21 protein-coding genes are annotated in these 25,370 nt (G+C 36.9%); 5 read left to right on the forward strand and 16 right to left on the reverse strand.

What is annotated here, in order from left to right:
• Positions 1–9 precede the first annotated feature (9 nt).
• From I5M19_RS07665 to I5M19_RS07675, 3 genes are all read left to right on the forward strand, one after another.
• Positions 10–2,379, forward strand: a complete 2,370-nt coding sequence (locus I5M19_RS07665; RefSeq protein ID WP_200065614.1) for an ABC transporter permease — start codon at positions 10–12, stop codon at positions 2,377–2,379.
• 156 nt (positions 2,380–2,535) lie between these two features.
• The gene (gene mutS, locus I5M19_RS07670; protein ID WP_214653034.1) at positions 2,536–5,145 is read left to right on the forward strand and encodes a DNA mismatch repair protein MutS; all 2,610 of its coding nucleotides are present in this window, start codon (positions 2,536–2,538) and stop codon (positions 5,143–5,145) included.
• A 62-nt stretch (positions 5,146–5,207) separates the two neighbouring features.
• On the forward strand, positions 5,208–5,828 hold the full coding sequence (locus tag I5M19_RS07675) for a C40 family peptidase (protein ID WP_200065615.1): 621 nt from the start codon (positions 5,208–5,210) through the stop codon (positions 5,826–5,828).
• Here I5M19_RS07675 and I5M19_RS07680 read toward each other — a convergent pair.
• From I5M19_RS07680 to I5M19_RS07690, 3 genes are all read right to left on the reverse strand, one after another.
• Complete coding sequence (locus tag I5M19_RS07680) at positions 5,825–6,568, reverse strand: TMEM175 family protein (protein ID WP_200065616.1); 744 nt, start codon at positions 6,566–6,568, stop codon at positions 5,825–5,827. The two genes, I5M19_RS07675 and I5M19_RS07680, sit on opposite strands and share 4 nt — an antisense overlap.
• Before the next feature lie 154 nt (positions 6,569–6,722).
• Positions 6,723–8,633 (reverse strand): DUF3857 domain-containing protein, encoded by a 1,911-nt coding sequence (locus I5M19_RS07685; RefSeq protein ID WP_200065617.1) that lies wholly within the window; start codon positions 8,631–8,633, stop codon positions 6,723–6,725.
• The gene (locus I5M19_RS07690) at positions 8,630–10,612 is read right to left on the reverse strand and encodes a DUF3857 domain-containing protein (protein ID WP_200065618.1); all 1,983 of its coding nucleotides are present in this window, start codon (positions 10,610–10,612) and stop codon (positions 8,630–8,632) included. Before I5M19_RS07690 ends, I5M19_RS07685 begins: the two co-directional genes overlap by 4 nt.
• A gap of 119 nt (positions 10,613–10,731) precedes the next feature.
• Between I5M19_RS07690 and I5M19_RS07695 the strand changes: the two genes are divergently transcribed.
• Complete coding sequence (locus I5M19_RS07695; RefSeq protein WP_200065619.1) at positions 10,732–11,739, forward strand: 3'-5' exonuclease; 1,008 nt, start codon at positions 10,732–10,734, stop codon at positions 11,737–11,739.
• Between the two features lie 39 nt (positions 11,740–11,778).
• Here the strand turns inward: I5M19_RS07695 and queG are convergent, their stop codons facing one another.
• The gene (gene queG, locus I5M19_RS07700) at positions 11,779–12,705 is read right to left on the reverse strand and encodes a tRNA epoxyqueuosine(34) reductase QueG (protein ID WP_200065620.1); all 927 of its coding nucleotides are present in this window, start codon (positions 12,703–12,705) and stop codon (positions 11,779–11,781) included.
• An 82-nt stretch (positions 12,706–12,787) separates the two neighbouring features.
• Between queG and I5M19_RS07705 the strand changes: the two genes are divergently transcribed.
• Entirely contained in the window at positions 12,788–13,015 is a 228-nt protein-coding gene (locus tag I5M19_RS07705) for a hypothetical protein (protein ID WP_200065621.1), read from the forward strand.
• A 4-nt stretch (positions 13,016–13,019) separates the two neighbouring features.
• Here I5M19_RS07705 and I5M19_RS07710 read toward each other — a convergent pair whose 3' ends face one another.
• The 12 genes from I5M19_RS07710 to I5M19_RS07765 all read right to left on the reverse strand — a co-directional run bounded on the left by I5M19_RS07710 (position 13,020) and on the right by I5M19_RS07765 (position 25,322).
• Positions 13,020–13,409 carry a nuclear transport factor 2-like protein gene (locus I5M19_RS07710; protein WP_200065622.1) on the reverse strand — a complete coding sequence of 130 codons (390 nt, stop codon included), beginning with the start codon at positions 13,407–13,409 and terminating at the stop codon, positions 13,020–13,022.
• Between the two features lie 175 nt (positions 13,410–13,584).
• Positions 13,585–14,454, reverse strand: coding sequence for a polysaccharide deacetylase family protein (locus I5M19_RS07715; protein ID WP_200065623.1), 870 nt, complete (start codon positions 14,452–14,454; stop codon positions 13,585–13,587).
• 89 nt (positions 14,455–14,543) lie between these two features.
• Positions 14,544–15,632, reverse strand: a complete 1,089-nt coding sequence (locus tag I5M19_RS07720) for a Gfo/Idh/MocA family protein (protein WP_200065624.1) — start codon at positions 15,630–15,632, stop codon at positions 14,544–14,546.
• Between the two features lie 7 nt (positions 15,633–15,639).
• The gene (locus tag I5M19_RS07725) at positions 15,640–17,919 is read right to left on the reverse strand and encodes a GH92 family glycosyl hydrolase (RefSeq protein WP_200065625.1); all 2,280 of its coding nucleotides are present in this window, start codon (positions 17,917–17,919) and stop codon (positions 15,640–15,642) included.
• Positions 17,920–17,953: 34 nt separating this feature from the next.
• On the reverse strand, positions 17,954–18,976 hold the full coding sequence (gene ruvB, locus I5M19_RS07730; protein ID WP_200065626.1) for a Holliday junction branch migration DNA helicase RuvB: 1,023 nt from the start codon (positions 18,974–18,976) through the stop codon (positions 17,954–17,956).
• A 91-nt stretch (positions 18,977–19,067) separates the two neighbouring features.
• Complete coding sequence (locus I5M19_RS07735; protein ID WP_200065627.1) at positions 19,068–19,799, reverse strand: polyprenol monophosphomannose synthase; 732 nt, start codon at positions 19,797–19,799, stop codon at positions 19,068–19,070.
• Between the two features lie 118 nt (positions 19,800–19,917).
• The gene (locus tag I5M19_RS07740) at positions 19,918–21,408 is read right to left on the reverse strand and encodes a POT family MFS transporter (protein WP_200065628.1); all 1,491 of its coding nucleotides are present in this window, start codon (positions 21,406–21,408) and stop codon (positions 19,918–19,920) included.
• Positions 21,409–21,523: 115 nt separating this feature from the next.
• Complete coding sequence (locus tag I5M19_RS07745) at positions 21,524–22,444, reverse strand: hypothetical protein (protein WP_200065629.1); 921 nt, start codon at positions 22,442–22,444, stop codon at positions 21,524–21,526.
• A 49-nt stretch (positions 22,445–22,493) separates the two neighbouring features.
• The gene (locus tag I5M19_RS07750) at positions 22,494–23,672 is read right to left on the reverse strand and encodes an acetyl-CoA C-acyltransferase (protein WP_200065630.1); all 1,179 of its coding nucleotides are present in this window, start codon (positions 23,670–23,672) and stop codon (positions 22,494–22,496) included.
• Between the two features lie 79 nt (positions 23,673–23,751).
• On the reverse strand, positions 23,752–23,919 hold the full coding sequence (locus I5M19_RS07755) for an Arc family DNA binding domain-containing protein (RefSeq protein ID WP_200065631.1): 168 nt from the start codon (positions 23,917–23,919) through the stop codon (positions 23,752–23,754).
• A 12-nt stretch (positions 23,920–23,931) separates the two neighbouring features.
• Positions 23,932–24,465 (reverse strand): hypothetical protein, encoded by a 534-nt coding sequence (locus tag I5M19_RS07760; RefSeq protein ID WP_200065632.1) that lies wholly within the window; start codon positions 24,463–24,465, stop codon positions 23,932–23,934.
• The gene (locus I5M19_RS07765; RefSeq protein ID WP_200065633.1) at positions 24,465–25,322 is read right to left on the reverse strand and encodes an SPFH domain-containing protein; all 858 of its coding nucleotides are present in this window, start codon (positions 25,320–25,322) and stop codon (positions 24,465–24,467) included. Before I5M19_RS07765 ends, I5M19_RS07760 begins: the two co-directional genes overlap by 1 nt.
• Positions 25,323–25,370 lie beyond the last annotated feature (48 nt).

Below are 25,370 nucleotides of genomic sequence, written 5' to 3' on the forward strand. Positions count from 1 at the left end.
CTGCCCGGAATGTTTAAAAACAACTTAAAAATTGCCTGGAGAAGCATTATAAAACATAAAGGCTTTTCTCTTTTAAATGCAGGCGGCTTAGCCCTTGGCATAGCCAGTTGTCTGATGTTATTACTCTATGTTTTTTATCATATCAATTATGACAAGCAGTTTAAAAATTTAGAGAATATTTATCTTGTAGAAAACAACCAGCCAGGAGATGGAAAAATATATACTTTTGCTGCTACTCCGCGTTTACTGGCACCTACCATTAAGGAAGAAGTACCTGGCGTTGTCCGTTCAGTAAGGGTAATAGACTATACAGCAGAGGGTTTGCTTACCTATAAAGATAACAGCTTCAAAAAGAAGGGCTTATTCGCTGATAATGGTTTTTTTGATATTTTTTCTTATCACTTTATAGAGGGTAATCCATCAACCGCGTTAAAGCTGCCCAATTCCATTGTTATCACTAAAAAACTAGCAAAAACCTTATTCGGGAATGAAGATCCAATAAATAAGATTATAAAACGTAACAATGAACTGCCTTTAACAGTTACCGGCGTTATTGAAGATGTGCCGGTTAATGCAACCTTTCAATTTGAATTTGTTTTACCCTGGGTAATGTTTGAAGATTCAAACCCATGGGCCAAAGATTCTGGGTGGGGAAGTAATTTTGCACGTACCGTTGTTCAACTTAAAAGTTCGGCATCATTAAGTAGCGCTAATTCTATCATGAAAGGTATGATAGGACGGCATAACGAAGGTAATGAAAATCAGGTTTTCTTATATCCGTTCTCTAAATTGCATCTTTACTCCAATTTTGAAAATGGTAAAGCAGTGGGAGGAATGATAGATCAAATACAGCTATTCATTACTTTAGCTATTTGTATTTTATTGATAGCTTGTGTAAACTTTATGAACCTTTCAACTGCGCGTTCGGAAGAAAGGGCAAAAGAGGTAGGAATTCGTAAGGCGATAGGCTCTAATAGAAAGTCACTTATATGGCAATTTATCACTGAATCGGTAATTCTCTCCTTTTTATCAACTCTTGCGGCATTATTGATTATTGTACTTACGCTACCGTATTTCAATGATCTGTTAAATATAAAGCTAACTCTTCCGTATAACCAATGGTATACCTGGCTATTAATTATAGGCACAGGTCTTATGAGCGGTATTTTTGCGGGAAGCTATCCCGCATTTTACCTCTCATCATTTGAGCCAATAAAGGTGTTAAAAGGCATTTTTAAGGGCGGAAGGTCTGCTTTACCTTTGCGCAAAGTATTGGTTGTTGTACAATTTGCTTTTGCGGTATTCTTAATCACTGCTACTATATGTATTTACAGGCAAATACGATTTGTGCAAAGCAAGTCAATTGGATTTGATAAAAACAATTTGGTTGAGGTACCAATTGAAGGCGATTTAAAGGATAAAACGCAAGTTTTTATCAATGAACTTAAAAGTAAAGGAGTGGTAACCAATGCTACTACGTTTTCGCAAAGTATTACCCAATCGGGCAGCAATACCTGGGGCGTAAGCTGGCCCGGCAAGGCCGACGATGAGCAAATTCTGTTCGACGTATTTTTGGCGGGGAACGATTTTACCAAATCCGCGGGAATTAAATTATTGGAAGGGCGGGAGTTCTCTGTAGAATATCCCGGCGATACTGCACACAAAACAATAATGATAAATGAAACTGCCGCTAAAATAATGAAACTAAAACATCCAATTGGAACACTTATACATTATGGCGATCAACCTATGACGGTAATTGGCGTTTATAAGGATTTTGTTTGGGGATCCCCTTATGAAAAAACACGTCCGATGATAACACAGTACTCCGGTGACAACGGAGTTGTAATTGATCTGCGCTTAAACCCGGCCAAAACTATATCTGCCAATGTAGCTGTTATTAATAAAACATTAAAAAGTGTTAATCCATCTTTTCCGCCAACAGTAAAGTTTGTAGACAGTGATTTTGAAAAGAAATTCCAAAACGAACAATTACTGGCTACATTGGCCAATCTGTTTGGCGGTTTGGCTATCATTATATCGTGCCTCGGCTTATTTGGTTTGGCCGCATACGCTGCAGAACAGCGCGTTAAAGAAATAGGTGTGCGTAAAGTTTTGGGGGCAACTGTTTTTAATTTAACTGCGTTACTCTCCAGGGATTTTTTGAAATTGGTTGCCATTGCAATCGTAATAGCTGTTCCCGTATCTGTATGGGCATTAAATAATTGGCTTCAAAAATTCGAGTACCGTATAACCCTAAACTGGTGGATGGTGCTGCTCTCTGGTTTAATAACCATAATAATAGCGCTTGCCACGGTAAGTTATCAAGCTGTAAGAGCCGCGTTAGCAAATCCTGTAAAGAGCTTAAGAAGCGAGTAAACAATTAAAAATATTTAAAAGGCTTGAGATTGAAAGATTGTATTCGTCTCAGGCTTTTTTTATATTATTTAACAATCCACAACTATCAACTTTTCCACAATTACTTATATCCAAATGCAATAAATTAAATTAGCAGATTATTAAATCAGCAAAACATTGGCTAAATCCGCTAAGAAAGAAACACCCTTAATGCAGCAATATAATACCATTAAGGCAAAGTACCCCGGTGCTTTGTTGCTGTTTCGTGTAGGAGATTTTTATGAAACCTTTGGTGAAGATGCTGTTAAAGCTGCCGGTATATTAGGGATAGTGCTAACACGGCGGGCCAATGGTTCCGCCTCTCATATTGAGCTGGCAGGCTTTCCTCACCATTCATTAGATACTTATTTACCCAAGTTAGTAAGGGCTGGTCAGCGTGTAGCTATATGCGATCAGTTGGAGGATCCTAAAACCACTAAAACCATTGTTAAACGTGGAGTTACTGAATTGGTTACTCCTGGGGTTGCAACTAACGATAATATACTGCAACAAAAAAGCAACAACTACCTGGCATCGCTTTATTTCGAGAAAAACAGTTTAGGTATCGCGCTTATTGATATATCAACCGGGGAATTTATAACCGCACAAGGCAACAGTGGATATATTGATAAACTATTGCAAAGTTACGGCCCAAGTGAGGTAATATTTCCTAAAAGCCGTCAACATGACTTTAAGGAAGCCTATGGTGATCGTTTTTATACCTACACTTTAGATGAATGGCCTTATACCGGAGACTATGCGCACGAAACTTTATTAAAGCATTTTGGTGTAAAATCTTTAAAAGGGTTCGGTATAGATAAACTAAACCTTGGTATTATTGCCGCCGGCGTTGCTTTGCACTACCTAAACGAAACCGAACACCGCAATCTTCAACATATATCTGCCATAAGCCGTATCGAGGAAGACAGATATCTTTGGTTGGATAGATTTAGTATACGCAACCTGGAACTGGTAAGTTCGACTAATGAGAACGCGTTAACATTAGTTGATGTTTTAGATAACACCTGCTCGCCTATGGGCGCGCGTATGCTGCGCAGGTGGATCGTAATGCCACTTAAAGAGATAAAGCCAATAAACGACAGATTAGGCGTAGTTGAATATTTTATAGAACAGCAGGAACTGCGCGAAACATTGCAGTATCAAATACAACAGATAGGCGACCTTGAACGATTAATATCAAAAATAGGATTACAGAGAGCCAACCCCCGTGAAGTTTGCCAGTTAAAGAAGGCACTTTTAGCTATTGAACAAATTAAGAAATTAACTGAAAGCACCAACAATTTGCCATTAAAAGCAATAGGTGAACAATTAAATCCGTGTGCACTTATTTGTGAAAAAATAGCAAAAGAACTGCATTCTGAACCACCGGTAATGATTGTAAAGGGCTCCGTGATGAACGATGGTATAAATGACGAATTGGATAGACTGCGAAAGATCGCTTTTGGTGGTAAGGGTTATTTACTGGAAATACAGAAGCGGGAAGCTGAAATCACTGGCATACCATCCCTTAAGGTATCATTTAATAATGTATTTGGCTATTATCTGGAAGTAACTCATTCCCACAGAGACAAAGTACCTGCAGACTGGATACGTAAACAAACACTCGTAAATGCAGAACGTTACATCACTCCGGAACTAAAGGAGTACGAAGAGCAAATATTAGGTGCAGAGGAAAAAATATTAGTATTGGAGACAAGACTTTATAACGAGTTGCTTTATGCCCTTGCCGAATACATTAAACCTATTCAATTAAACGCGCAACTAATTGCCCGGTTAGATGTGTTGCTGAATTTCGCGGATATTTCTATAAAGAATTATTATAGCAAACCACAAGTAAATGATAGCCGTGTGCTGGATATTAAAGGTGGTCGTCATCCGGTTATCGAGAAAAATTTACCTATAGGCGAGGAGTACATTACAAATGATGTATATCTCGACTCCGAAATGCAACAAGTTATTATTATAACCGGGCCGAATATGGCAGGTAAATCTGCATTGTTAAGGCAAACGGGTTTAATTGTATTAATGGCGCAAATGGGTTGCTTTGTGCCTGCTAAATCAGCCGCTATTGGTTTGGTAGATAAAATATTTACAAGAGTTGGCGCATCGGATAACTTATCGTCCGGAGAATCCACTTTTATGGTGGAAATGAATGAGACGGCCAGTATTCTCAACAACCTAAGCGACAGAAGTCTGATTTTGTTGGATGAGATAGGCCGGGGCACATCAACATATGATGGTATTTCTATTGCCTGGGCTATTGCTGAATATCTTCATAACAACGGATCTGTACGCCCAAAAACGCTGTTTGCCACCCATTATCATGAATTAAATGAACTAAGCAACAGCTTTAATCGTATAAAAAATTATAATGTATCGGTAAAAGAAGTAGGACAGCAAATCATATTCCTGCGTAAACTTGTACCTGGCGGCAGCGAACATAGCTTTGGTATTCATGTAGCCAAACTTGCCGGTATGCCTCAAAAAGTATTGGGCCGCGCTAATGAGATACTTAAAAAGCTCGAAAATGAACGAACAGGTGGGGAGCATATTAAAGAAAGTATCCGGAAAGTTCAAAAGCAAGCAGTGCAAATGCAAATGTTCTCCATTGATGATCCTGTGTTAGTTAAAATACGCGACACGCTCAATAACCTGGATGTAAACACGCTCACGCCCGTAGAAGCGCTGATGAAACTGGATGAGATACAAAGGGTAATAAAAGGCTAAAAATGTGGAAATGTTTATAATATCAGGTCAGATTTTAAAGTGTTTCAAAATATCTTTAAGCCATGCATTTTTCACGCCATTTTAAGATCATAATAATTGCAATAACTTCTGCCATTTTATTTTCGTCCTGTCATTCCAAAAAGCTAATCGTAAAGAATAATGCTGATAAAAAAGATGTAGGAAGCGAACTACCTGACTTAATCAACCGGGGGCCTTATATTATGGTTAAGCCTGGTAAACATATAGCCGAGAAATATGCGGATATAATGGGGGTTAAGCGCAGTGATATTGAAAACGGACGCCTGTATGATTTTATTGACCAATGGATGGGGGTACCGTACCGTTTTGGCGGCATGGATAAAGATGGGATAGATTGCTCGGGGCTGGTTTTTTTATTGCAATTACAGGTATATGATCAACCTGTACCGCGTACATGTGCCACACAAGTTGAAGTGATTAAGCGCAAATACGAGGACGAGCTTAAAGAAGGTGATTTGGTGTTTTTTGATTATGATGGAAAGCAATTCAGCCATGTTGGGGTTTACCTTCAAAACGGGTATATATTACATGCAAGTACCCGCAAGGGGGTAACCATCGTAAGATTACACGATAGGGGTATATATGAATATTTTTCCCGTTGCGGGTCGGTAATTAATTCTACGGCATCCGCACAAAGCAATTAATTTTCAGAATTTTGCTTAGCCTTTAAACTCCTGTTCCTAAGTGATTTAAATAATCTTGCTAAAATCGGTCCGTCATAGTGCGGTTTTGGATATAATCTTTTTCGAATAATTGCTATAGATAATGCCCATATTATAAAACCATATGAAAACAACTGTGGCGGAAAGTTATAAATGTAACCGCCTAAAAAAATATAGGTAAATAATAATGGAATACTTACAAAATGTATTCTTTGTAATTTCCATTCCAGATTTCTCTCCAATTCCTGTGGTTTAATACAAAGCTTTTGAGCATTTTTCACTAAATAACCGGTGATTAATGTTTGGCTTAAAAAAGCCAATAATATCACTGTAAAATAAACAAACAGCGCATCATAATTTTGGGGACTGATTGTTTCTGATAAGAGCGAGATGGAAAAAGGGAAAAGAGATATAAAAAATAAAAAAAGAAGATTTAACGTGATAAGTTGTGTAGTATAATCTTTTAAATAACTAAACATTTTAAGATGTTTTACCCAAAATATTCCCACTATAAAAAAAGAAATTATGTAGCCACCAACTTTAGGAATTAATCCAATAAAGGCCTTTCTAATTTCGTCGTGCTCTGCATGACGCAAATCTTCCGGGAGTTTAATTTCCAGCACCATTATGGTAATGATGATAGCAAAAACAGCATCGGTAAATAAAATTACCCGCTCCAGTTGAAACTCTTTTTTTATTTCTTCTTCTTCCTTAATATCCATACCTAAATATAATTCTTAATTTTGTAGTATGTCAAATCAAAAGCAGGATTATTCTTTTTGGACTAAGTATAAACGCTATGCTGGAAATGAGATATTATTATACTTAATCATGATTATTGGTATCATTTTAGGCATTATTATTTTTAGTTGATAATTATTTTTTAACTAATGCCACATTGTAATTATCTGCGTCAAAAACTGTTTGATAAAAATTCACCAGTTCGGAGTAATCATTTTTATCATAAGTACCACTAATTAGCTGCAACCTGCGCTTAAAAACCAACTTATTCCCTTCCATTACCATAACGGCTGTGAATTTACCAAATGGCTTATCGATAGAAATATTTAGCGGCGCACTATCTATTCGGTAACCTTCAGGTAAATTATAATTTATTTCATCTACATCTGTGTAGCCATTATTTATGTAAACAGGGTTGTATCGATTTCTTATATCTCGTGGCGGACGGCCCGAATGGTTTAGCGGATTTAATGAAAAATAAAATTTACCGTTATCAATTGCAGCATATTCACGGGCATCAATTTCCAGCTTTTCTGTAGTTACCGGTAAAATGTTTTTATCCTGTTCAATATCGAGTTTTTTAATATTTAAATTGTTTATAGAGGAGTAGATTTCTTTGAGCAATGTTATCTTCTCTGACAAAGGCTCATCTATAATTTCCTCTCTGTTATCATATTGTGTGCCTTTGAAAGTAGTACTTATTTTACCTGCAAGTGCACCTTTATCATCGATGGTGAAATTTGCCCGGCGTTCTTGTAAATTTATTGCTGCTGCGTATTTTGGTGTATGTATCAATTTGCCACCAGTTGGTGTACATGCAAGTACTGTACGGTCGTCAGTGAAATTGCTTAGAAAACCAAACGGTATTTTTTGGCTGGTGCATTCTAAAAAAGTAGTGTCATTTTTAAATGGCAGGCACAAAATAACGTGGTTTCCCTGATTCATGCTAGCAAAATTGTCCAGTAAACTTACCTTACGACTACCAGCCTCAACCACACAATACCAGGAATCGATATCCACAGCTTTTAAAAGCGCTTGAGTATAATTAACCAGGCCTTTACAATCACCATAATTTAATTTATCTACATCAGCGGCCAGCATCGGCTGATAACCGCCAATACCGACCTGCACACTTATATACCGAGTTTTAGACTGCATAAATTCATATATTTTTTTCGCCTTGAGTTTTGGATCTGATATCCCTGCTGTCAGTTCTTTAACATGTTGTATAGTTTCTGTACTGAGTTGCTTACGATCAGCTAATAATTTATCATACGTCCACTGTCCTAATTCCCTCCAATTGGTAAATGAACCTTTTATGCCCTCATATTCAAAATTTTCAGGGGCTATTTTTACCATACTTAAATATTGCTCCGGATTAGGACTGTAAGGCTCATCGCGAATTGCTTTAACATTCTCCACATGCCATGTATAATTATTTTGCCCGTTATTAGTTGTGGAGATGTTTACTGAAGAAGGCATATTAATTTCTTTATACCTTATTTTAAATTCCGGTTTACAAATAAAACTAAATGTGCTTTTCTCAACTGCTAAGCCATCAAAAGAGTTGGGTTCCCAATCGTCAAAATTTAATGATTGTTTTGAACGTTGCTCATATTCATATTCAATAGTGTATGGATAGGATCCTATAGACGGTATATAGTGTTTAACACGCGAATCTTCAAATAAAGAAAAATCGTTTGAAGCATTAACGTCAGAAAAATCTTTCTCCGAAAATTTACCCATTGGCTTTCCAAATTCATTATATGTGGTGCCCTTAATGTATTTTATAGAGTTGGCCTTATTATACCATATTACAATACGGGCAATGTCATCACCATTTTTATTCAGAACTGTTATGGCAGTTTTTATATGATATATAGTATTGTCAACATCTTTTACTTCAATAGTAACATCTTTATTTCTGATAACAGCACTTGCGTAAGGTAGAAGATCTTTCGGGATGAGGCTGACATCATAATTTTGCTGTGCTTGTGTACCTACAGAAAGCATCAGCATGAGAAATGCCAAATAAATTAATTTCATGATTTTTTCTTGAACACTATCTCGGCCCGTTCAGTTGATATTATTTTGTTATACAACTCCTTTAGATAGGGATATTCTTCTGGCGCATAAACCGATTTATTAAATTGAAGTACGTTTGAGAATGTAAAGGAATTGCTATTCCCCGTAAAGTTAGTAATAAATTTGCCCCCCTGGTTTGGCAAAGCAAGTGCTATACCGTCCGGAGAACTTTCAATAGCATATTCAGCAGGCAAATGCATAGTTAAAATAAACCGGTCATCTGAGGGCATTCCCCAGTCCACCGGATAGTTTCGTTCATTTAATTTAAACGGATTAACGGTTATTCTGTCAAAAATAAATGGATTAAAAGATAGTCGATTATGGTCTAAATTATCAAACGCGTCAATTTCAACTTCATACTTCTCTTCTAAAGGCGAATCCAAGCTATCCACATTTATTACATCTGCTTTAAGTATTTTTGTTTTGGTAAGTTTTTCATCTATGTTTTCAATATATTCATCGAGCGTATTAAATTTTTTAATAGCACTACGCTTTTCGTATCCCTGATATCCGGATGAATAAATGGTAATAGTACCTTTTAATTTACCGTCGCTTTGCAGCGTCAGATCTAATGAACTTGTACTTGATTTTCTTTGCTCTTTACCTAAATCTATCCAGTAGGATGGCTTGTCCAAACTCATTACCCGACCCTGGTCATTAAAACATTTTAAAGGCAACATCCCAAACCCAAGTAAAGGATCGGTTGCGTCGAGCATATAGGTTTTGCCACCAATGTCTACTTTGGCTATAACGTAATCAAATTCATTCTCAACCGGATAAATCCTATTGATCAGGCCATTATCACGAGTGGACAGTAACACTGCATCGGCATCCAAATCAACGGAATTTAACGCTGAAACTAATGCTAAATTAATGTCACCCACATTACCTGTATGATTTTCCAAAGCCTTTCGTATACCATCATCACTTCCACGTGAGCGTATACCATTCCACTTTATGTTTTTTTGAATGTAAGCATATATAGCTTTCGCCTTGGTTAAGTCATCAGTTTTACCTTCAACTACCGGCACTGTATATTTTTTAAGCTGGTCTTTATGCTTTATCTGGTTTCCAAAATAATCGGCATGTTTTAAGTTATAATCAATATCCTTCCACTCCTTAGTAACTCTTACCTTATTACCACGGTATGGATTTATATATTCAGAAAGGTTAAAATATATAGCAGACTTAAAGTTTTTTGGCGCTGTCATATAATTTTCCACTTCAAATGCAGGCACGTTGGCCATACCATATACCAAATGTGAACAATCGCAGCTTGAACCGTGTGTAGAAAAACAACCCTTTTCTACTTCTGAAGTGTTTTTTGTTAAAGCAAGACCACCACGCAGTAAGGCGTTATATGTCCAGAATGCAGGTATATGCACCTCGTACTCTGAATATACCTTTGGTATATCATCCTGGAAGTGCCATGCAGGAAATTTATCCCAAAAAGGCGTAATAACCTTATATTCATATTCAATTATACAGCCGTTACGTATATTTGGTAAAGCAAACTTGCTATTGCTCCAGTAATCATTTTCTTTTACTTCAACAATCTTAGATGGATCCAGTTCTGACCGTTGTACCGTCCCGTTATCAGTTAAATAAGTTGTGATACCTTTAATATCATCAACTTTTTCTCTCATATCATCCTTTTCAGTATAAAAGGGAACTTCAACTATACCTTTATCAAATGCCTTACTGTCAAATATCTTTATCTTTACGTGATAGGTATATATTATTTTAATATCATCATCACTCACTACATCTATACGGGTATTGCCATATTCATTTAATACCACAGCATGTGCAGTGGTATCTTTAGCATATCTTTTTAAGTTAATTTCTTCTTGACTGTAGTTGCCATAAGGAAAGTTTTGTGCAGATACACAGATAGATAAAAGACAAAAAGCAAATAAGGCTGGTAAAAATTTATTCATATAATTTATATATTAATCAGGCCAATGAAAATAGCTATTTTTCTTTTAATGAAACTATAAAAAATAAACTATAGATAATTTTAAGAGTTTTGCCACCTTTGCAACACTGAATTATAAACATGAAATTAATTTTAAAACGTCCCCTTGCCTTTTTTGATCTGGAAACGACTGGTACTAATATCGGCGCTGATCGTATTGTTGAAATATCCGTTATAAAGCTTTATCCGGATGGAAGTGAGGAAGTTAAAACATGGCGAGTTAATCCGGGAATTCCCATTCCATTAGAGTCGTCAATGGTGCACGGAATATTCGACGAACATATAATTGATGAAAAACGTTTTCATGAGTTGGGAGAGGAGATAGCCAAATTTATTGATAATAGTGATCTGGCGGGCTATAATTCAAATAAATTTGATATCCCAATGCTTATGGAGGAATTTATAAGGGCTGGTGTACCATTTGAGCTAGATAACCGCCATTTTGTGGATGTACAAAATATTTTTCACCAGATGGAGCAGCGCACTTTAAAAGCGGCCTATCAGTTTTATTGCGATAAACAGATACTCAATGCACATTCAGCTGAAGCCGATACCCGCGCTACCATGGAGGTGTTGTTAGCACAAATTGAACGATATGAGAACGCCGAATGGGAAGATAAAAAAGGCAACCGAAGCAAACCCGTAGTAGGAGACGTGGAAGCCTTGCATAAATTTACAAATTTGACCAGACCTGTTGATTTCGCAGGTAGAATGATCTATAATGAACAAGGTGAAGAACTTATAAATTTTGGCAAACATAAAGGCAAACGTGTTGAGGATGTTTTTACTGTTGAGCCTAGTTACTACTCATGGATGATGCAGGGTGATTTCCCGTTATACACCAAACGTAAGCTGGAAGAGATATATAAGCGATGGAATGCTAAAAAAATGGCTGAAAGACAGTCCAAAACTTCACACGCTACAGAAAACAAAACTAAATCTGATTCCAATCAAATTTTTCAAAAGAAAACTGTAATAAGTAATAATTCAAACTCTCTAAATAGGACTTATCAAAAAAAGCAAGAACCTGCTAAACCAGTAAATGAGGATATGCTACAGCAGTTAGCAATGAAGTTTAAGAAAGGATAATTCGGATAAGTTATATAAAAACGTGTATTGTCTTAGGTGCTAAGAAAGAAATTTAATATTTCTTTTTAGACCTTCAAACCTGGTGCGTTTAACTGCCGAATTTTTAAATACTTTTTTAAATGTTTCAGAAGTTATCTCGTCCCAATCCGATTTATTAAATTGTGATAGTTCCGGTGGTGGGATAAAAGCGGGTTCAGAATTTAAAACAGAAAAACGATTCCACGGACAAACGTCCTGACATATATCGCAACCAAACATCCAGTTATCCATTTTGCCTTTAAACTCGTTGGGTATTTCGTTTTTTAGTTCAATAGTCAGATATGATATACACCTACTTCCATCTACTACATAAGGCCCGACAATAGCATCGGTAGGGCATGCATCAATACACCTTGTACAACTACCACAATGGTCAGCGGTAGGTTTTATATCATATTCTAATTCGAGATCTATAATCAGTTCAGCTAAAAAAAAGAATGAACCAGTTTTTTTGCTTATTAAATTGGCGTTTTTCCCTATCCAGCCTAAACCGGCTTTTTTTGCCCAGGCTTTATCCAGAACGGGAGCCGAATCCACAAAAGCGCGGCCATTGACTTCCCCAATCTCAGTATTGATAGTATTGAGTAATTGCTTTAACTTGTCTTTAATAACACTATGATAATCAACACCATAAGCATATTTGGATATTTTGGGTGATGTTATATCTATCTGAATATTATTATTGTAATAATTTAAACCCAATGATATTACTGATTTAGCTCCATCAACTAACAGCCGTGGATCCAAACGCTTATCAAAGTGGTTTTCCATATAATGCATTTCACCATGCATTCCCTTACTTAACCAGCTTTCTAATTTAGGCGCTTCATCTTCAAGAAACTCCGCCTTGGCTATTCCGCAAAACATAAAACCAAGTTTTTCTGCCTCGGCTTTAATTAGTTTAGAATATGCTGAGATATTTTGCACTTTACAAAGATAAATATAAACCACCTTTATGCAATTAACACATTATTGGTATGATTATAGTTGTAATAGAGAAAACATAATTATGGAAACTAAACAAGAGGGATTTGACCGGGCTAATGCTCAAGGGAAAAATCATGATACCGAGGGAAATATTGCAAACGTTGGTAATGATCAGCTTAAACAAAACGTATCAGACAATGATTTGGCTAAAAAAGTGCCAACGGTTACACCATATGATAATGATGAAGTCTCCGAAGCCGGACAAAATTCATCTAACAAAGGGCAGGGGCCGTCGGGAGAAAACCTTTAGTAAATTAATTACCGTTATGATAAAATAACGGATTAGCATAAGTTGCTTCATTTACGATAAGGTTGCTATCAATTTTAAAAACACTGCATTTTCGAAGATCATATCGTGTGTTGCCATTATTAATATCACGCAGGCCCACAACATCATATTGTACAACTAATGTTGAATCATTATTTATGATATTATCGACCAAGTATTTGGCATCCGGCGATTTATAAAATTCGAGATGAAAAATTTGATCAGCTCCGGCAGGACCAATTGCAATACCATTCCATTCACTTGACGAAATTGATGCAGTTGTGGCATATTGTTGTGTTAATGCTTTTAAATTATGATCATTCAATAATTTAAAGTGTTCTGCTATTAACACTTCTGACTGTTCTTTCTTTGACACTCGGGTATCAACGGGTTTAGAATTACCACAGCTTTCCAAAAGCAGTAAAGCAAAAAAACAATATATCGCGATTCGTGAGATATTAAACATGGCTAAATATACCTAAGATAATGAAAAAATAAACCCTCTTCTGTTTTACAAAAGAGGGTTTATAATTAAATAGCATAAAGGTTGGTTAAAAACTATTCCGTATGCTATTACTAAAAGTTTTTGTACTCCAATAGCCGCTATCCAATATTCTACGAATAGTAAATAACGGATTTTTAGGATCTCGTTTTTCTGCAAGCTGGAATGCAGCAATAAAACCACGCTTTTTTAGTTCCGGTATACCTTGTTCATTCCATAAGCCAAAAGGATAAGCAAAATACTTCATCTTTTTGCCTGTAATTTCCTCCAGCTTTTTTGTTGGTTTATCTATTTGTATTTCCCAATCTTTTCCTGAATACTTTTTAAAGTTATGGTGATCCCACGTGTGTGATGCTATCACATTCCCCTCGTCAGATAATTGTTTAATTTGTTCTTTACTCATATAATGTGGCCTGCCAATTGAAACCGTCATAATAAAAAACACGCCTTTAAAGCCATATTTTTTCATTTCCGGGCCAGCAACAGTAAACTGATCGAGGTCGGTATCGTCAAAGGTAAGCATAATGGGCTTTTTGGGAAGCGGCGCGCCAGTTGTTAAATAATTATATAGTTGGTCGGGTAAAATGGTGTGATATCCACTATCAGCAAGCATTTTCATATGCTCTTTAAAAGCAGCAATTTGAACAATGTAATCTTTAGCGGTTTTTGAATCGGTGGGTTTCCAGTCACGTATTTGGTGATAACAAACCACAGGTACTTGTTTACGCGACATAATTGCAGCTTTATCAATAGGGCCGGTGGCAAGCTTTACCGATGGTTCGGAAGAGGTGGCGGCTGTCGTCTTTCCGGAATCCACAGATAAACTATCTGTTTTAGATTGATCTGAAGATGTTTCGGACTGGCAAGCTGTAATACCTAAAATAGCAATCGAAATAACGGCTATAAATTTTTTTAACATAAGTTTGAGATAAATGTATTATATAGTAGGCCGCTAAAATAATATATTTAACAGTATATATTATTAACTGTTAATAAAAGAATTATTGTTTACAATACTATTCGCTTTCCTTCGGCTACTGATCTTTTGGCGGCATCTAATATCTGCATCACAATCATATTATATTTTAAAGACGATCTGTCGTTAATACCCATAAGTCTATTATTAAGCACCATATGCAGATAAGACACCGGATTATCCATTGGGGCTGCTAATGTATCCGCTACCATTGATAAGCTTCTATTATCCCGAATTTTGGTGATAAAATTATTTTTATCTAACGCGTGAATATATCCCATGTCTCCAAACACTTCTAAATCTTTTATAGAAAAGGGCCAGTTCCAGGATGCTTCAATTATGCCGGTAGCCGTAGGATATTCCACAATTACATTTACATCGTCTTCTACTTTAGGGTAAGTTTGCGGTTTTAGATGACGTGCTACTGCTGTAACGGCAACTGGCTTTTGCCCGTCCATTAACCAGGTCATCAAATCAGCGCCATAACAGCCAAAATCAAACAAAGCTCCGCCGCCATTCTGTTCAGGATCCGTTAACCAGCTTAAAAACTCTTTACTGCAACCAATTTCCTTTGGCCCCTGGTGCCCGTCATGTACAACAATTTTACGTATATGGCCAATGCTGTCGTTGCTGGTCATGTTATATAAATTCTGAAATGAAGGATACCAGGTAGTTTCGTAATTAGTTAATAGTTTTATATAATATTTTAATGATAAAAACTCCATTCGTTTGGCCTGCGCCAAAGTAGCTGCCAGTGGTTTCTCCACCATTACGGATATTCCAAGCGGCGCACATATCTCCACAATATCAATATGTTTGGCTACTGCATTATATCCCAAAACTGCATCGGGCTTTTTTGAAATAACCATTTTTTTAAGGTCATCAAAAAGAATTGAATCCGGTAAACTATACCTCTTTTGGTATTTTAATCTTAACTGTTTATCAGATTCTGCTATGCCAACAATATTTACTTCTCCTCGGCAATATTGATCTAATATGCCATTTACGTGATCATGAGTTAAGCCTGCAATTCCTACTTTAAGTGTGCTCTGGGCATATGCGATTTTGCCGCATATGCATGAAATAAGTAACATGAACAATAAAATCCTTGCAAACCTCATGGCTATATTATTTTTCGGTAGATAGAGAATAAGGTACATCAACAGCTTTAGTACCCCTTGTTTTATTTGGTTGTGCCGACATGGTGTAATTTAAGGTGGCTCCTTGTATTAAAGAATGATGACTTAACCAGTTAAAATCATAAGGTTTTCCATTAACTGTTAATTTGCTTACGTATTTATTTTTTGTATTGTTAGCTGGCGCATTAATAACTATTTTCTTTCCATTCTCAAGATTTACAGTAAGCTTTTTAAATAATGGAGCACCCAATACATATTGATCTGTGGCAGGACAAACCGGATAAAAACCCATAGCAGAAAACACATACCATGCCGAGGTTTGGCCATTATCTTCATCGCCACAGTAACCATCCGGGGTAGCTTTGTATAGTTTGTTCATTACATCGCGTACATGGTATTGAGCTTTCCACGGTTCGCCAGCATAATCATACAAATATATCATGTGTTGTATAGGTTGGTTACCATGGGCATATTGGCCCATATCCGCTATTTGCATTTCTCTTATTTCGTGTATTACTTCTCCGTAGTAACTATCATCAAATATCGGCGGTAAAGTAAATACAGAATCAAGCTTAGCTGCAAATTGCTTTTTGCCACCCATCAAATCAATCAAACCTTGTATATCATGAAAAACACTCCAGGTGTAATGCCAGCTATTTCCTTCGGTAAAAGCATCACCCCACTTAAATGGATTAAAAGGGCTTTGAAAACTACCATCCTTATTTTTACCACGCATTAAATTGGTTGACGGATCGAAGAGCTTCTTATAATTCATGCTACGGGCCTTATATAAATCGATTTCGGACTTTGGACGGTGTAAAGCCTGAGCCAATTTATAAATAGTAAAATCATCATAAGCATATTCAAGGGTACGCGCCGCGCTCTCATTGATCTTCACATCATAGGGTACATAGCCCAGACTTTTATAATAATCAATACCATCGCGCCCTGTACCCGCCGGTCCGTCATTATTAGCACCATGTATTAATGCTTCATATAAAGTATTAATATCATATCCTCTGCCACCTTTTATATAGGCATCTGCAACAACTGAAGCAGAATTATTACCTACCATTACATTTGAATAACCCGGACTACTCCATTCAGGCAGCCAGCCTCCTTCTTTATAATCATTAATAAGGCCTTCCTGCATTTCCTTATTAATAGATGGATAAACTAAATTAAGAAAGGGATATAAAGCTCTGAATGTATCCCAAAAGCCAGTCCCGGCAAACATATAACCCGGTAGTGTTTCACCTGTATAAGGGCTATAGTGAATAATTTGCCCCTTAGCATCAACTTCATAAAGCTTGTTCGGAAAAAATAACATCCGGTATAAGCACGAATAAAATGTACGTACCTGGTCAACTGATCCACCTTCAACTGTAAGACGACTCAAGGTCTTATTCCATACGGTTTTAGCCTTTTGCTCAGTTGCATCAAAACTATCAGTTCCAATTTCTCTTTTAAGTGTAACATCGGCTTGTTCAATACTAATAAATGATGAAGCAACCCTCAAGTGAACTTGTTCACCCTTATTGGTTTTAAAACCAATAACTGCAGTAACATGCTTAGCATTCAGTTCATTACCTGCAGCTAGCGTGCTATCACTATACAACTTTGTTAGTTCTATAGGTTTATCCACATAGATAACAAAGTAGTTTTTAAAATTCTTTAACGGACCACGAGCATATTTAGTAGAATATCCTACAATCTTCTTTTCGCCGGGTATTACCTTAATATATGAGCCTCTGTCAAAGGCATCTATAACAATAAATGAGCTATCTGTTTTAGGATAAGTGAATCTAAACTGAGCACTGCGTTCAGTAGGTGTTATCTCGGTAGTAACATCATGATCAGCCAGGTAAACACTATAATAGTAGGGTTTAGCAATTTCGGCTTTATGTGAAAACCAACTCGCCCGGGCATTTTGAGTCACTTTTAAACTATCAGTTACAGGCATAATTGCAAATTGTCCGTAATCGTTCATCCAGGGAGATGGCTGGTGTGTTTGCTTGAAGCCGTTAATTTTGTGTGCATCATAAGTATACTGCCAGCCATCACCCATTCGGCCGGTTTCCGGTGTCCAAAAATTCATTCCCCAAGGCAAAGCTATTGCAGGGTAGGTGTTCCCATTTGATAGATCGTACTTTGATTGCGTACCCATTAATGGGTTTATCCACTCCACCGGATCTGTTACCTTATTAACTTGTTGCGCAAATAAATTCAGGGAAAATAAGCATGTAATGAGCAGTAATAGTTTTTTCATCAATAAAAGTAATTTGTATAATGGAATTTTTGTTTTAAAAAAGTGACGGATTATTTCCGGTCTTTATTTTACCTAAGTGTTTATAAGCACTTTCAGTGGCCTCGCGACCACGGGCTGTACGCATTAAAAAGCCTTCCTGAATTAAAAACGGTTCGTACACTTCCTCAATGGTGCCTTCTTCTTCTCCAACCGCTGTTGCAATAGTTTTTAAACCTACCGGACCACCTTTAAATTTATCTATAATTGTTAGAAGTATTTTGTTATCCATTTCATCTAATCCATGCTCATCAACATTCAGAGCATTTAAGGCATATTTAGCTATAGCAGTATCAATGCTTCCATTGCCTTTTATTTGTGCGAAATCCCGTGTTCTGCGAAGCAGGGCATTTGCAATACGTGGCGTACCACGACTACGGCGCGCTATCTCATAGGCTCCTTCATCATTTATCGGGGTTCTCAGTATTGATGCAGAACGCAGCACAATTGTAGTGAGTAACTTTGCGTCATAATATTCGAGTCTGGCGTTTATGCCAAAACGCGCACGTAATGGTGCGGTTAATAATCCTGATCGGGTTGTGGCTCCTACAAGAGTAAAAGGATTAAGAGATATCTGTACGGACCTCGCATTGGGGCCGCTTTCCAGCATAATATCAATTTTAAAATCCTCCATTGCCGAATATAAATATTCTTCGACCAACGGGCTTAAACGGTGTATTTCATCAATAAACAAAATATCTCCTGTCTCTAAATTGGTTAATAAACCTGCCAGATCGCCTGGTTTATCTAAAACAGGGCCCGAAGTGATTTTGATACCTACTCCCATTTCGTTTGCTACAATATGAGATAAGGTTGTTTTTCCGAGTCCCGGGGGACCATGCAGTAACACATGATCTAATGATTCACCGCGTTGGCGGGCAGCCTGTACAAATATTTTTAAATTGTCTAATATTTTTTGTTGACCGGTAAAATCTTCAAAAGCCTGTGGGCGTAATACTTTTTCTATATCACGTTCGGCAGGAGAAAGGCTTTCACGTTCCGGATCAAGATTTTCATTCATATTGCCAACGAAATTAGTAATTTATTTTTTGTGAGAAAGAATATCAGACACAGTACAGCAAAGATAGACCCATTAAGCTTAGTTGATTAAGTCATCCTTCCGGATATTTTCTGAATATGCTGTTGATCTTCATTTGAATCACACCAAAAACTGCTTCCTTAAAAATCCCGGTAGACATTTTAGAGGTACCGGCTGTGCGATCGGTAAAAATAATAGGGATTTCTTTAACTTTAAAACCATGCTTAATGGTGGTGTATTTCATTTCGATTTGAAAAGCATAACCAACAAACTTAACTTTATCCAATTGAATGGTTTCCAATACTTTTCGCCTATAACACATAAAACCAGCGGTTGAGTCCTGAATAGTTATTCCGGTAATGAACCTAACATATACCGACGCAAAATAACTCATTAATACCCGGCTCATTGGCCAGTTAACAACATTTACGCCTTTAATATAACGCGACCCTATAACAGCATCTGCCCCTTCAATGCAAGCCTGTCGTAATCTGAGCAGGTCATCCGGATTATGAGAAAAATCAGCATCCATTTCAAAAATGTAATCATAATTCTTTTCTATAGACCACTTAAAGCCGTGAATGTAGGCTGTACCTAAACCCTGTTTTCCCTCTCTTTCTATTAAGAAAAGCTTTTCAGCATAATCCCTCTGAAGTAATTTAACAATAGCGGCAGTTCCATCCGGGGAGCCGTCATCAATAATAAGCAAGTGAAAATCATGAAGCAGGGAGAATACTTTATGAACCATTCGTTCGATATTCTCTTTTTCATTATAAGTAGGTATGATGACTATGCTATCGGGCACGTAAAAGCGATATTATTTATAGGTAAAGTAAACCGCTAAAATAATCGATTTTAGTCCCGCTCTAAAATAATATTACAGGAAAGTTATCACTCGCCTGTAATATTAAGGTAATATTTAATTAGAGATTGAAATTCTCGGCTACTACTTCATTTTCTGTAACCTCTGGTTCATCAATATAATTGCGCTCTTTTAAACGTGGAGCAACAAACATATACACCAAAAGAAAAGCACCACAAATACCAGTAAAGAGCCAATAATAATCAGCACCGGTAAATTTCGAAAAAAATCCGCCTTCGGCTATGCTCCCATTTACAAAAACATCGAAGTAGTTACCGGCCGCTACAGTTAACAACCATATTGCAGACATTGTACTTTTCATAGATTTTGGGGCTTGGGTATAAGCATACTCCAAACCAGTTATAGATACCAAAACCTCGCCGGCAGATAAAATAACATAAGCAAATATTTGCCACCAGATAGATGGATGCAAGCCGGCATCAACTTTAGCCTGCAAAAAGGCAATAATAACGAACGATAGACAAGTTAAGGCTAAACCTGCACCTATTCGTCTTAACGGAGTAGGATTTATACCCATTTTACTGAATAACGGGTATACGCCATAATTAAATACCGGTATAAACAATAACAAAAACACAGGATTTACCGTTTGTACCTGCCCCGCCAAAACGGTGAAATCTAAAAAGCCTAAATCAATATGTCTGTTCAGTTTTTCGGCTTGCAAAACCCATTCCGAAAGATTTTGATCCCACATTGCCCAAAATATAGGTACAAACGCAAATACTGCCATAACTCTATATACAGCTTTAGTCCCTTCAACTTTTTCGTTATTGAATTTTTCTTTAGCCACATCTAACAACGCCTGACCCTTTTTCTTTTTGCCGATATTGAATAAGGCATACAGCGAAATAAATACAAAATTATTTTTATTAATACCGGAAGGGGGAACACGGACATACATTTTACGGCCAGAGAAAAATATAATAGTGGCTAATGCCATTAATATGCCTGGGATACCGAAAGCCCATTTTGCACCATAATTTGCATAAACCCATGGTATCAAAATTGTTGATATCATGGAACCGGCATTTATGCTAAAGTAAAACCAACCATAAACTTTTGAAATAAGTGATTGATTAGTTTGGTCGAACTGATCACCAACGTTAGCTGATACACATGATTTAATACCACCGGCGCCTATAGCCACTAACACCAGACCAAATATAAAGCCATCTAAATTACTGTCAAATATCGCCAGGAATAAATGGCCGAAACAGTATACTATTGATATCCATAAAATTATTTTGTATTTACCTGTAAACCAATCAGCCACAATCGCTCCCAAAAAGGGTAGAGTATAAGCAAGAGTTACAAAAAAGTGAGTGCTTTCATTTGATTTTGCTTCAGCCACTGCTTGCAAAGCAGGGTTGTTTGTCGGATTAAAGAATTGTGCAACCAGAAATGTGGCCAATATGGAACGCATTCCATAAAAACTAAATCTTTCCGCTGCTTCATTACCTATAATAAAAGGTATACTCCGCGGATATTTTGGTTTAGTGGTTTCTGAATCTAATTGTACATCTTGCGCCATATAGTCTTTGTTTAAATTTTGCCTAAAATACTATTATTCTATTAAATCGAAATTTTATACCGAAATTATTACAACTGTTACTTTAATATTTGGAGTGAAACTAAACTGTAACAGTTTAATTTTTTTGCTTTAATGGAACTGAGTTCTTATCCTTTATCGCCTGTATCTTAGGGTCAACATACTGCTCATCGCTTTCATTCGGCACATTGCGCATATCTAGGTCGTCAACTAATATCCATTTACCATTTTTTAATTGGTAGCCATCATAACTAAGATCTGGCCCATAAGTATCTTGTTTATCTTTTAATTTCTTATCAGGAGGGGCGAGATGATCAAAAACGATCAGCTGCTGTTCCGGTACATACCTTAGTAGCATTGAAGCCTGCCTTGTGTATTCAAAAACGATGCGATTGTGAGTTTGATTTTTATCATTGAAAACAGGCATTCCAAAAATTGGTTTATCGTCACGCCCAAAAGATAATGTTTCAATAACGCGTTTTGTTGATTTAATATTATTGCCTTTCCAACCTAATAGAACATAATAGGGTCTTGACGCATTAATACGCGCTATCTTGTAATACTGGGCCCCGTACCATTTATGATTGTCGGTAATAGTATCAGCCGGTTGTTTTATAAAAGGACTATAATCTTCCAAGGGGTACATTAATAAGCGATCACCTGTATTCATTTGAATAGTACCGTAAAACCTATAACTGCCGTCACGATTCATTATATGCCATGAAAATATACGGAAACGATTATCCGGTGAGTTAAGTACACTTATGCTTTTTACAGAGTCAAATGAATAATTAAAACTATGCGGAATTTTTAGTGCACTTACTAATGTACGTATAAATGTATAATTAGCATTTTTGCGTTCAAGCTCATCCGGGTTATTGATAAATCTTTTACCTAATGTGATAAGGCTATCTTTATAAGAATTTAACTGTCTTAAATTTGCACCCTCATCTGAATGTTGCGCAAATAAATACCCGCTAATAAATAAAAATGTTATAGCAATAAAAATTCGTTTCATTAACAATTATGAGATGATAAAATAATCAGGAAAGCTGATCACGAATTTTTTAACGTAAATTTTGAATAATCATTGCACCTGCACCACCGCCGCCGTTACAAATACCAGCTGCGCCTAATTTGGCGTTATTTTGCTGTAATACATAAAGTAATGTCACAATTATGCGAGCACCCGATGCGCCAAGCGGATGCCCCAATGCTACAGCACCTCCATTTACATTTACTTTTGATGCATCCAATTCCAATAACCTATTATTGGCTAAAGCTACAACTGAAAACGCTTCATTTATTTCAAAAAAATCTATTTGTTCTGCCGATAAACCAGCCTTATACAGAGCAAGCGGGATAGCTTTAGACGGTGCAGTGGTGAAGTATTCAGGTGCCTGTTGTGCATCTGCATAAGCCACAATTTTGGCTAAGGGTTTTATTCCTATGGCCTCCGCTTTTTCTTTACTCATTAACACCAATGCTGCAGCGCCATCATTTAATGTTGAAGCATTTGCGGCAGTAACCGTTCCGTCCTTTTTAAATACAGGTTTTAATGAGGGTATCTTATCAAACTTAACAGCCTTAGGTTCCTCATCATCGCTAAATATGGTTACTTCTCCTTTGCGGTCTTTTAATTCAACTGGTGTTATCTCTTCCTTAAATTTGCCATCAGTTTGCGCTTTTTGAGCTCTATTATAGGATTCTACGGCAAAAGCGTCCTGGTCTTCACGCGTAACATTACAATCAACGGCGCAAAGTTCCGCTGCCGAACCCATGTGATAGTCATTATATACATCCCAAAGCCCATCTTTGATCAGACCATCAGTTAATTGGCCGTTACCCAACCTATAGCCATTACGTGCTTTATCAAGGTAATAAGGCACATTACTCATGCTTTCCATACCACCGGCTATAGCTATATCGCTATCACCACATGCAATACTTTGTGCAGCTAACATTATCGCTTTCATACCCGAAGCACAAACTTTATTAATAGTTGTAGCAGGTAAATAAGGCAATCCAGCAAATATTGCTGCCTGTGTAGCCGGAGCTTGTCCTAAGTTGGCCGAAAGCACATTACCCATATAAACTTCCTGGATGTCGGCAGGTTGTAAACCCGCTTTTTGAACGGCAGACTTTATTACAATGCCTCCCAATTCAGTTGCGGAGAGCCTCGCCAAACTGCCGCCAAAACTACCTATAGGTGTACGTGTGGCCGATACAATATATACTTCTTTCATAAGATATGATTTCTTTTATAAATGGTAGAGGACAAATTTAGTTATTAGTATGGGTATATAAAATTAATATGCATGCATATTAATTCACTTTCTTCCGCTTCGTAGCTTTTTTGCGGTTATTTAACGCTTCCTGTAGTAAATACTCTATCTGTCCGTTAGTACTGCGGAATTCCTGGATTCCCCATGTTTCAATTTCCTTTAACACATCCGGGTTTATTCTTAATACAAATGCTTTTTTTTCTGCCATATGCAAATAAAACTATGCTGCTGCCGCGTGTCTTTGACGTGTTATCAATAAGCTTACACCTAATAACGTTAACATTGGTATATTGACAGCGGTATTTTTTGGTAAGGATTGGTCAAATGTTATTATGTATGGCTGTTTTATGCTGAATACCTTCTGTTTTATAAATATCATATCGCCATATAATTGATTTGCCCATATACAGGCTTTTGAAAATAATTTTTTATAATAAAAATCCGCGGCAAAGCCATCATTCATTTCCAGTGTAATTCTCCGGCTCCATAACTCCGGTATAACAGTGCCCACGGTTTGTTCTTCACCCACCTTCAAGTCCATATTCCGACTAAACCATCCTGATTGTTTAAGCGTCCAAATCCCAGCAGCAGTTTCAATTACAGCATATCTTTTAAAATTGCCCTTATAACTTAACTTTCCATAAAGAAATTGTCCATCAATAAGCTCATACGCACTTCTAAACCAACCTTTCCTTATGATATAGAGCTCATTTGTTCGAACCTCGTCAAAATCCCTGAAAATATTCATCTCCATTAATGATATAATGTTCCTGTATTTACAACCGGAGATACGCTTCGGTCGCCGCATAATACAACCAGCAGATTGCTTACCATGGCTGCTTTGCGTTCCTCATCCAAATCAATCAAATTTTTCTCTGTCATACGGTTCAATGCCATTTCTACCATTCCTACAGCACCCTCCACAATCAATCTGCGGGCAGATATGATAGCCGATGCCTGCTGACGTTGTAACATAGCGTGTGCAATTTCAGGGGCATACGCCAGATGAGAAATACGTGCTTCCAAAATCTCAATACCTGCACGTTCTAATCGTTCATTAAGTTCCTTTTCTAATAAAAAACTCACCTGATCGGCGCCTCCACGTAACGTAATATCGGCACTTTCATCTTCTATGTTATCATATGGGAATGAATTGGCCAAATGCCTTACTGCGGCTTCGCTTTGAATATTTACATATTGGAGATAATTTTCTACTGAAAATACAGCTTTAGCAGTATCCTTTATTTGCCATACTATAACAGCTGCTATCTCAATAGGATTACCGACACTATCATTAACCTTAAGCTGCTGTCCGTTCAGGTTAAATGCCCTTAACGATATCTTCTTTTTTACTGTAAAAGGATTTACCCAAAAAAAACCATCCGCTTTTATAGTTCCCACATATTTACCAAACAGGGTGAGTACTTTAGATTCGTTAGGATTTACAATCACAAGTCCCGGAAAAACAAATACAAAATCAACAATAACAATAATAACTCCGGCAATAATGATTTCCGCAACAAAACAAAATACTGCGGCGATTAATAGTGCTACTGCTAAAAAAAGCGCTAGAAAACCTGATGGTGCTGTGATAATTTTTTCTTTGTTCATGGTTTAAATGATTTAAAATGATATCATAAAGATATCAACTTTTATTCG

The sequence above is a fragment of the Mucilaginibacter segetis genome (genome assembly GCF_016522075.1).
Taxonomy (GTDB): domain Bacteria; phylum Bacteroidota; class Bacteroidia; order Sphingobacteriales; family Sphingobacteriaceae; genus Mucilaginibacter; species Mucilaginibacter segetis.

Coding starts and splice junctions, on each gene's coding strand:
- I5M19_RS07665 (WP_200065614.1), top strand. CDS start 10: ATGTTTAAAAACAACTTAAAAATTGCCTGGAGAAGCATTATAAAACAT.
- I5M19_RS07675 (WP_200065615.1), top strand. CDS start 5,208: ATGCATTTTTCACGCCATTTTAAGATCATAATAATTGCAATAACTTCT.
- I5M19_RS07680 (WP_200065616.1), bottom strand. CDS start 6,568: ATGGATATTAAGGAAGAAGAAGAAATAAAAAAAGAGTTTCAACTGGAG.
- I5M19_RS07685 (WP_200065617.1), bottom strand. CDS start 8,633: ATGAAATTAATTTATTTGGCATTTCTCATGCTGATGCTTTCTGTAGGT.
- I5M19_RS07690 (WP_200065618.1), bottom strand. CDS start 10,612: ATGAATAAATTTTTACCAGCCTTATTTGCTTTTTGTCTTTTATCTATC.
- I5M19_RS07695 (WP_200065619.1), top strand. CDS start 10,732: ATGAAATTAATTTTAAAACGTCCCCTTGCCTTTTTTGATCTGGAAACG.
- I5M19_RS07705 (WP_200065621.1), top strand. CDS start 12,788: ATGGAAACTAAACAAGAGGGATTTGACCGGGCTAATGCTCAAGGGAAA.
- I5M19_RS07715 (WP_200065623.1), bottom strand. CDS start 14,454: ATGTTAAAAAAATTTATAGCCGTTATTTCGATTGCTATTTTAGGTATT.
- I5M19_RS07720 (WP_200065624.1), bottom strand. CDS start 15,632: ATGAGGTTTGCAAGGATTTTATTGTTCATGTTACTTATTTCATGCATA.
- I5M19_RS07725 (WP_200065625.1), bottom strand. CDS start 17,919: ATGAAAAAACTATTACTGCTCATTACATGCTTATTTTCCCTGAATTTA.
- ruvB (WP_200065626.1), bottom strand. CDS start 18,976: ATGAATGAAAATCTTGATCCGGAACGTGAAAGCCTTTCTCCTGCCGAA.
- I5M19_RS07740 (WP_200065628.1), bottom strand. CDS start 21,408: ATGGCGCAAGATGTACAATTAGATTCAGAAACCACTAAACCAAAATAT.
- I5M19_RS07745 (WP_200065629.1), bottom strand. CDS start 22,444: ATGAAACGAATTTTTATTGCTATAACATTTTTATTTATTAGCGGGTAT.
- I5M19_RS07750 (WP_200065630.1), bottom strand. CDS start 23,672: ATGAAAGAAGTATATATTGTATCGGCCACACGTACACCTATAGGTAGT.
- I5M19_RS07755 (WP_200065631.1), bottom strand. CDS start 23,919: ATGGCAGAAAAAAAAGCATTTGTATTAAGAATAAACCCGGATGTGTTA.
- I5M19_RS07760 (WP_200065632.1), bottom strand. CDS start 24,465: ATGGAGATGAATATTTTCAGGGATTTTGACGAGGTTCGAACAAATGAG.
- I5M19_RS07765 (WP_200065633.1), bottom strand. CDS start 25,322: ATGAACAAAGAAAAAATTATCACAGCACCATCAGGTTTTCTAGCGCTT.